At 64.3% G+C, this 7,374-nt stretch carries 8 protein-coding genes and 1 pseudogene; 1 reads left to right on the top strand and 8 read right to left on the bottom strand.

The window, feature by feature from the left end:
• The 5 genes and pseudogenes from AC5JJ6_RS32640 to AC5JJ6_RS32620 form a co-directional block, all read right to left on the bottom strand.
• Positions 1–171, bottom strand: a pseudogene (locus tag AC5JJ6_RS32640) (F0F1 ATP synthase subunit epsilon); the annotation flags it as partial.
• A gap of 89 nt (positions 172–260) precedes the next feature.
• A complete protein-coding gene (atpD, locus tag AC5JJ6_RS32635) occupies positions 261–1,700 on the bottom strand; it encodes a F0F1 ATP synthase subunit beta (protein WP_496046043.1) in 1,440 nt (479 codons plus the stop codon).
• Between the two features lie 64 nt (positions 1,701–1,764).
• Complete coding sequence (locus AC5JJ6_RS32630) at positions 1,765–2,655, bottom strand: F0F1 ATP synthase subunit gamma (protein ID WP_496046042.1); 891 nt, start codon at positions 2,653–2,655, stop codon at positions 1,765–1,767.
• 107 nt (positions 2,656–2,762) lie between these two features.
• Complete coding sequence (gene atpA / locus AC5JJ6_RS32625; RefSeq protein WP_496046041.1) at positions 2,763–4,292, bottom strand: F0F1 ATP synthase subunit alpha; 1,530 nt, start codon at positions 4,290–4,292, stop codon at positions 2,763–2,765.
• Complete coding sequence (locus tag AC5JJ6_RS32620; RefSeq protein ID WP_496046040.1) at positions 4,292–4,852, bottom strand: F0F1 ATP synthase subunit delta; 561 nt, start codon at positions 4,850–4,852, stop codon at positions 4,292–4,294. Before AC5JJ6_RS32620 ends, atpA begins: the two co-directional genes overlap by 1 nt.
• A gap of 378 nt (positions 4,853–5,230) precedes the next feature.
• On the opposite strand from AC5JJ6_RS32620, the gene AC5JJ6_RS32615 reads away from it, so the two are divergent.
• On the top strand, positions 5,231–5,566 hold the full coding sequence (locus tag AC5JJ6_RS32615) for a hypothetical protein (RefSeq protein ID WP_496046039.1): 336 nt from the start codon (positions 5,231–5,233) through the stop codon (positions 5,564–5,566).
• A gap of 34 nt (positions 5,567–5,600) precedes the next feature.
• Here AC5JJ6_RS32615 and AC5JJ6_RS32610 read toward each other — a convergent pair whose 3' ends face one another.
• The 3 genes from AC5JJ6_RS32610 to priA all read right to left on the bottom strand — a co-directional run.
• Positions 5,601–5,948 carry a BrnA antitoxin family protein gene (locus AC5JJ6_RS32610; protein WP_496046038.1) on the bottom strand — a complete coding sequence of 116 codons (348 nt, stop codon included), beginning with the start codon at positions 5,946–5,948 and terminating at the stop codon, positions 5,601–5,603.
• Entirely contained in the window at positions 5,902–6,180 is a 279-nt protein-coding gene (locus AC5JJ6_RS32605) for a BrnT family toxin (RefSeq protein ID WP_496046037.1), read from the bottom strand. Before AC5JJ6_RS32605 ends, AC5JJ6_RS32610 begins: the two co-directional genes overlap by 47 nt.
• A gap of 98 nt (positions 6,181–6,278) precedes the next feature.
• Positions 6,279–7,374 (bottom strand): replication restart helicase PriA (gene priA, locus AC5JJ6_RS32600; RefSeq protein ID WP_496046036.1); only part of this gene is annotated, 1,096 nt, incomplete at its 5' end.

The following is a 7,374-nucleotide window of genomic DNA, read 5'->3' as shown; positions in this document are numbered from 1 at the left end:
CTCGCCTTCGAAGATATCGATCACGCCCGGACGGATGGTGGAGATGAACGGCGAGTGACCGGCCAACACACCGAAGTTACCCTCGCTGCCGGGCACCACGACCATGTCGACCGGCTGGGAAACCAGCAGCTTTTCCGGCGAAACCAGCTCGAACTCGACTTTGTCGGCCATGGATAGCTCTCGTCATTGAATTACTGGAAAGGATGGAGCGAGGGGGCCTCGAGGCCCCCTGCAACCCCTTATGTGCTTAGACCGCGTGATCAGGCGGCTTCGGCGGCCATCTTGCGGGCCTTCTCGACCGCTTCCTCGATCTTGCCGACCATGTAGAAGGCGGCTTCGGGGAGGTGGTCGTATTCGCCGTTCACGATGCCCTTGAAGCCCTTGATCGTGTCTTCCAGGCTGACCAGGACGCCGGGGGTACCGGTGAAGACTTCGGCGACGTGGAACGGCTGGGACAGGAAGCGCTGGATCTTACGGGCGCGGGCGACGACCAGCTTGTCGTCTTCCGACAGCTCGTCCATGCCCAGAATGGCGATGATATCCTGCAAGGACTTGTAGGTCTGGAGGACCTTCTGGACCGAACGGGCGACTTCGTAGTGCTCTTCACCGACGACGCGCGGGTCGAGGATTCGGCTGGTGCTGTCCAGCGGATCGACGGCCGGGAAGATCGCCATTTCGGCGATCGAGCGCGACAGCACGGTCGTCGCGTCCAAGTGGGCGAACGAGGTGGCCGGCGCCGGGTCGGTCAAGTCGTCGGCAGGCACGTAAATGGCCTGCACCGAGGTGATCGACCCCTTGTTGGTGGAGGTGATGCGCTCCTGAAGGGCGCCCATGTCGGTGGCCAGCGTCGGCTGATAGCCCACCGCGGAGGGGATGCGGCCGAGCAGCGCCGACACTTCCGAACCCGCCTGGGTGAAGCGGAAGATGTTGTCCACGAAGAACAGCACGTCCTGGCCTTCTTCGTCGCGGAAGTATTCCGCGAGGGTCAGGCCGGTCAGACCGACGCGGGCGCGGGCGCCCGGCGGCTCGTTCATCTGACCGTAGACCAGCGCCACCTTGGAGCCCGGACCGTCGGTCTTGATGACGCCGCCTTCGATCATCTCGTGATAGAGGTCGTTGCCCTCGCGGGTCCGCTCGCCGACGCCGGCGAACACCGACACGCCGCCGTGCGCCTTCGCGACGTTGTTGATCAGCTCCATGATCGTGACGGTCTTGCCGACGCCGGCGCCGCCGAACAGGCCGATCTTGCCGCCCTTGGCGTAGGGGGCGAGCAGGTCGATGACCTTGATGCCCGTGACCAGGACCTGGGCCTCGGTCGACTGGTCGACGAAGTCCGGAGCAGAGCGGTGGATCGGCAGGGTCTGGGTGTGGCCGACGTCGCCACGCTCATCGATCGGCTCGCCGATCACGTTGAGGATGCGGCCCAGGGTGGCGGGACCGACCGGAACCGAGATCGGGCTGCCGGTGTCGTTGACGGCCTGACCACGGACGAGACCGTCGGTGGTGTCCATCGCGATGGCGCGCACGGTGCTCTCACCCAGATGCTGGGCGACTTCGAGAACCAGCGTCTTGCCGTCGTTCTGGGTGTGCAGGGCGTTCAGAATGGCGGGCAGGTCGGCTTCGAACTGAACGTCGACGACCGCGCCGGTGACCTGGGTAATCTTGCCGACAGCGTTGCTCGGCTGGGTAACAGCAGTCATGTGGGTTCGCTCCCTCGGAACCAGATATGCAGTATCAGACGCCTAGAAACCTAGGACCTCGACCTCAGATAGCCTCGGCACCGGAGATGATCTCGATCAGCTCCTTGGTGATAACGGCCTGACGGGTCCGGTTGTAGGTCAGCGTCAGCTTGTTGATCATGTCGCCGGCGTTGCGGGTAGCACTGTCCATGGCTGTCATGCGGGCGCCCTGCTCGCTGGCCGCGCTTTCGAGCAGCGAGCGGTAGACCTGGATCGACAGGTTCTTCGGCAGCAGGTCGGCGAGGATCTGTTCCTCGTCCGGCTCGAACTCGTACATGGCCTTCAGCTCGCCGCCGTCCTGGGCAGCCGCCTCGTCGCCGGAAACGGCGAAGGGAACCACCTGCTGAACGGTGACGATCTGGGTCATCGCCGACTTGAACTTGTTGTAGATGACCGACGCCACGTCGAACTCGCCGGCCTCGTACATCTCCAGCACCTTGGCGGTGATGGTGTCCGCCTCCGAGAAAGACAGCCGCTTGCGGCCGATATCCTCGTAGGAAAAGACGACGGCGTTCGGGTTGGTGCGGCGGATCTGATCGCGGCCCTTTCGGCCCACGGTCAGAACCTTGACGGTCTTGCCTTCGCCCTCGAGCCGGGCGATCTGGCGCCGCGCCTCGCGAACGATGGTGCCGTTGAAGCCGCCGCAGAGGCCGCGATCAGACGAGATAACGATAAGCAGCTGGACATCCTGCTTGCCGGTACCGGTCATCAGCTTCGGACCCTGGCCGTTGCTCGACACGTTGGCGGCGAGCGACTCGAGCATGCGGCCCATGCGCTCGGCGTAGGGGCGCCCGGCCTCGGCCTGCTCCTGCGCACGGCGGAGCTTGGAGGCGGCGACCATCTTCATGGCGGCCGTGATCTTCTGCGTCGACTTGACGCTGGCGATCCGGTTCTTAAGGTCCTTAAGGCTTGGCATTCGACGCCTTCATCACACCGGAGGTTGGATCCCTGCCTTCCTGATCAGCGGAGGAGAGCCGCGGGACCTAATGGTCCATCGGCTCTCCCTCACCGATCTTTTCGAGCTTAGACGAACACCTTGGAGAAGTTCTCGATGAAGCTCTTCAGCTTCTCCTCGGTCTCCTTCGACAAGGCCTTTTCCGTCCGGATCGTGTCGAGGATGTTGGCACCCTTCGTACGGACTTCAGCCAGCAGCTTGGCTTCGAACCGGTTCACGTCCTCGATCTTGACCTTGTCGAGGTAGCCGCGGACGCCGGCGAAGATTGAAACGACCTGCTCTTCCACCGGCAGCGGCGAGAACTGGCCCTGCTTCAGCAGTTCGGTCAGACGCGCGCCACGGTTCAGCAGGCGCTGGGTCGAGGCGTCCAGATCGGAAGCGAACTGGGCGAAGGCGGCCATCTCGCGGTACTGCGCGAGTTCCAGCTTGATGGTGCCCGCGACCTGCTTCATCGCCTTGATCTGGGCAGCCGAGCCGACGCGGCTGACCGACAGGCCGACGTTGATGGCCGGACGGATACCGCGATAGAACAAGCCGGTTTCCAGGAAGATCTGGCCGTCGGTGATCGAGATCACGTTCGTCGGGATGTACGCGGACACGTCGCCGGCCTGCGTCTCGATAATCGGCAGGGCGGTCAGCGAACCGGCGCCCTTGCTGTCGTTCATCTTCGCCGCACGCTCGAGCAGGCGGGAGTGCAGGTAGAACACGTCGCCGGGATAGGCTTCGCGGCCCGGCGGACGGCGCAGCAGCAGCGACATCTGGCGGTAGGCGACGGCCTGCTTGGACAGATCGTCGTACACGATCAGGGCGTGTGCCGCGTTGTCACGGAAGAACTCGCCCATGGCGCAGCCGGTGTAGGGCGCCAGGAACTGGAGCGGAGCCGGCTCGGACGCGGTCGCGGCGACCACGATCGAGTACTCCATGGCGCCGGCGTCTTCCAGGGTCTTGACGATCTGGGCGACGGTCGAGCGCTTCTGCCCGACGGCGACATAGATGCAGTAGAGCTTCTTGCTGTCGTCGCCGGACTGGTTGATGCCCTTCTGGTTCAGGAAGGCATCGATGGCGACGGCGCTCTTGCCGGTCTGACGGTCACCGATGATCAGCTCGCGCTGACCGCGCCCGATCGGAACCAGGGCGTCGATGGCCTTGAGGCCGGTCTGCATCGGCTCGTGGACCGACTTGCGCGGAATGATGCCGGGAGCCTTCACTTCGACGCGGGTCATGGTCACGTCGACCAGCGGGCCCTTGCCGTCGATCGGGTTGCCGAGACCGTCGACCACGCGGCCGAGCAGACCACGGCCGACCGGGACTTCCACGATGGCGCCGGTCCGCTTGACGACGTCGCCTTCCTTGATGTCACGGTCGTCGCCGAAGATCACGACGCCGACGTTGTCGGATTCGAGGTTCAGCGCCATCCCTTTGATGCCGTTGGGGAATTCGACCATCTCGCCGGCCCGGACATTGTCCAGGCCGTGGACGCGCGCGACACCGTCGCCGACCGAGAGGACTTGGCCGACTTCGGCGACATCCGCCTCATTCCCGAAATTCGCGATCTGTTGCTTGAGGATCGCGGAAATCTCCGCGGCGCGGATTTCCATCAGCCAACCCCTTTCATGGCGATTTGCAGCTTATTCAGCTTGGTGCGCACGGAACTATCGATCATGCGCGACCCGACTTTGACGATCAGCCCACCGATCAGGGACGGGTCAACGGTGACCTTGACCTCGATCTTGGAGCCCAGCTGGGCCCGCAGGGCATCTGTGAGTGCCTGGACCTGAGGATCCGACAGCTTGTGAGCCGATGTCACGTCGGCGGTCATTTGACCGCGGCGACGCGCCAGCTCGGCCAGATAGCCGTCGATCATGCCCCGGAGCGCGAACAGCCGGCGATTCTGGGCGACGAGCCCGATAAAACGCTGCGTCAGTTCGGAGACGCCCGCCTGCTTGAGGAGGGCGCTCATCGCCCGGCTCTGGTCGCCGCGCGACAGCACGGGGCTGCGCACCATGCGGTTCAGATCGGGACTGTCGACGAGCATCTGCTTGATGGCGCCCAGATCCTGGGCGACCAGGTCCAGCGCCTTGTTTTCGTCCGCAAGCTCAAACAGGGCAGTCGCGTATCGCCCTGCCAGCCCGGATACTCCTGTACCTTCGGATGCCACGCGGTACCTCGGTTCGGTCTATGAGACCTTGTTGATTTTCAGGGCCTTGGAGACAAGACATGCGTCGGGCAGGCCCCCTCCCCTGACGGCGAGCGGTCACATAACACAGGCAACACGGTCGCGCAACCGACTCAAAGCCAACAAGTTCGCGGGCTTGAGGCGGAATACCGCCCGATTTTGCCAATCGAAGGCCGGTATAAAGCCCTCCTGCGACAATAAGGCCAGGGGCAAAGCCGAGTCCAAAAGGGGTGCCGGGCGCAATTAAGCCTGAATTAACTTTGGGTCCGCATCATTGGTGGTGCCGCCGGATGGGCGGTGCGTCAGCCGGCCGGTGGCCGCTGTCAGCCCTCTGGGATTTATCCGCGGATCACGAATGCCATGACCGTCGTCGCCTTCAGCCTGGCCCGCTTCACTCCGGCCGACCTGTCCGAATTCTACGAGATCGCCCGTCCACGCATGGAACGCGGCCTGTGGGCCGGCGTCGCCCGCCAGACCAGTGCCGAGGGCGACCAGTTGCTGGTGACCTTCCCGCACCTGGACCGTCCGGTCTTCCGCTTCGAACGCGACCGGCGCGGCACCTACACCCTGTGGTTCCATGACCGCCAGGGCTGGCACAGCATCGGCTCCGGCTCCACATCGACCGAGTGCCTGTCGATCTGGCGCACGCGCCCAGCGCGGGTCGCCCCGCCGGCGCAGGTCCGCGAGGCTTACTGAGGAAGTAATTGCGATCGGGAACGCCAAGTCCCGCTCAGCGGGACTTGCTGCCGTTTTGCTGACTGTCGACGAAGGCCCGGAGCACGGTGTTCATCCGGCTCTGCCAGCCGCGCCCCTGGCTCTTGAAGAAGTCGACCACTTCCGCGTCGTAGCGCACCGTCACCTGCCGCTTGTTCGCTCGCGAAGCCAGGGGAAACGGGAAACCGGGACGCGCCAGTTCCTCCCAGTTGTCCGGGACGGCCAGATCGGGATCGGAGGCTATCTGCGCCTCGATCTCCTCGTAGGTGTCGTTGCGCGACCAGTCGGTGCGGTCCTCGCCTGCGGCTATCATGGCGTCAATTTCTTCCGCCGTATAGCGCACGGTATCGTCTTTCTTCGCCATCCCTCGCCCTCCTTGCCGAAATGATCCTGATCCGCGTCTCGCGGACCGTCCATACAACGGCGAAAATCTTATTGTCGATCTGGCCGACATTGACCCATCGCTCTTCCTCGCCGCGTACAGAGGAATAGGTCAACACCAGCCTTCCATCGAAAAGTTGACGCATGCGCAGGAAGTCGATACCGCGCGCTTCAAGCGTGCTGAACCGTTTGGCTTCCGACCACTCGAATTCCATACGTCCCTATCCGTAACTACATTGTAGTTACAAAGCTTGCTTCCAACAAGGCATATGGATAGCGTTTATCACGTATTGAATACAAGCGTGGGCTACCCCTATAGGAAGCTGTAGGGGTCGATATCCACCTGCACCCTGACGCTCCCCGGCACTTCGACCCGCGACAGCCATTCGGCGATCAGCGGCTGCACCGACACCGCTCGGGGGGCTTTCAGCAGAAGCCGGCGGCGGTGGCGACCGCGCAGCAGGGCGTAGGGAGCCGGGGCGGGGCCGAGAACCTGGACGGTCTCGGAACGCGGCGCCGTCCGCCCCAAGGCGCGGGCGACCGCATCGACGGTGGTTTCCTCCTCGCCCGAGACGATCAACGCCGCCAGCCGGCCGAACGGCGGCATGCCGTGTTCGTGGCGTTCGTCCGCTTCGCGTTCGTAGAACGACGCCCGGTCGCCGGAAATCAGCGCCTGAAGGACCGGGTGTTCCGGCATGTAGGTCTGGAGCAGGACGCGCCCTGCCCGCTCCGCCCGTCCGGCTCGGCCGGCGACCTGCTGAAGGAGCTGATAGGTCCGCTCGGCGGCGCGCAGGTCGCCTCCGCCCAGGCCTAAGTCCGAGTCCACGACGCCGACCAGCGTCAGCATGGGGAAATGGTGGCCCTTCGCCATCACCTGAGTACCGATCAGAAGGTCGATCTCGTGATCCTGGACGCGTCGGACCATCTCCCGGATCGCATGCGGTCCGATCAGGCTGTCGCTGGTCATCAGCGCCATCCGCTGATCGGGAAAGAGCTGCGTCACCTCCTCCGCGATCCGCTCGACACCGGGTCCGCAGGCGGTCATGGAGCCCTCGGCGCTGCACGAAGGGCAGACGTCCAGTAATTTCATCGTGAAGTCGCAATGGTGGCATTGCAGCTTGCCGGCCAACCGGTGTTCGACCAGCCATGCCGTGCAGTTGGGGCATTGCATGCGGTGGCCGCACGAGCGGCACAGGGTCAGCGGCGCATATCCCCGGCGGTTGAGGAACAGCATCGCCTGCTCCCCTTCCGCGAAGGTGTCGGTCAGGGCCTTGACCAGCGACGGGGCGAGCCAGCGGTTGCGCGGCGGCCGGTCGAGCCGCAGGTCGACCAGCTTGAGGTCCGGCATGCTGGCGCCGCCATGGCGGGCCGGCAGATCGAGCCTGCCGTAGCGTCCGGCATCGGCGTTG

Source organism: Skermanella sp. (genome assembly GCF_059503625.1).
This window is presented reverse-complemented; position numbering and strand designations above follow the sequence as displayed.